The sequence below is a fragment of the Prevotella conceptionensis 9403948 genome (assembly GCF_000312305.1).
GTDB lineage: Bacteria > Bacteroidota > Bacteroidia > Bacteroidales > Bacteroidaceae > Prevotella > Prevotella conceptionensis.
Map to the genome: position 1 here is coordinate 1 of NZ_HE999494.1, position 966 is coordinate 966.

Below are 966 nucleotides of genomic sequence, written 5' to 3' on the forward strand. Positions count from 1 at the left end.
GGGAGCCGTGAGCATGGTTGGTTCGGAGGTTATCGAAAACCGCCCCGTAGCCAATGCCACACAGGCCTTGCAGGGTGCTGTTCCCGGCCTTAACTTTTCGCCCAACAACGCCGGCGGCGAGCTGAACAACTCGATGGGCATCCGCATTCGTGGAACAGGCTCCATCGGCAATGGCTCTTCGGACAGTCCGTTGGTACTTATCGACGGCATAGAGGGCGACATCAACGCCCTTAACCCCAACGACATCGAGAGTGTATCGGTGCTTAAAGACGCAGCCTCGGCATCCATCTATGGTACGCGTGCCGCCTTCGGTGTTATCTTGATTACAACCAAGAGCGGCAAGAGCGGTAAGGTAAGGGTGAACTATTCGGGCGACTTACGTTTCAGCACAGCCACGCAGCTACCCCGAATGGCCAACTCTTTGGAATGGGCCAACTATATGAACGTGGGCAGCGAGAACGCAGGTGCGCCCCATCAGTTCAGCGACGAAACAGTTGAACGAATAAAGAAATATATGAACGGCGAGTACACCGACCCCAAAAAGCCCGAATATTATGGTACGATAAGGTCTACCGGTGACAGCAGATGGGCCAACTATATGGGCGCATTCGCCAATACCGACTGGTTTAAAGAGCACTACAAGAGCAATGTTCCCTCTACGCAACACAACCTAAGCATGAGTGGGGGAAACGACAAGTTCAACTGGTTGGTAAGCACCGGCTACCTGTTACAGAACGGTTTGATACGCCACGGACACGACGAGTTGAACCGTTACACCATCAACGGCAAGATGAACGCACAGCTGGCCGAATGGGCAAGAATGGAATACTCCACCAAATGGACACGCAAAGACTACGAACGTCCGCAATATATGTCTGAGTTGTTCTACCACAACATTGCCCGTCGCTGGCCCACTAGCCCCGTTGTAGACCCCAACGGACACTGGATGGCCGAGATGGAGATAGA

The 966-nt window shown here is 53.4% G+C and carries 1 protein-coding gene; it reads left to right on the forward strand.

What is annotated here, in order from left to right; translation table 11 throughout:
- A partial coding sequence (locus BN93_RS15895) for a TonB-dependent receptor plug domain-containing protein (protein ID WP_044261195.1) occupies positions 1–966 on the forward strand: 966 nt, incomplete at both ends.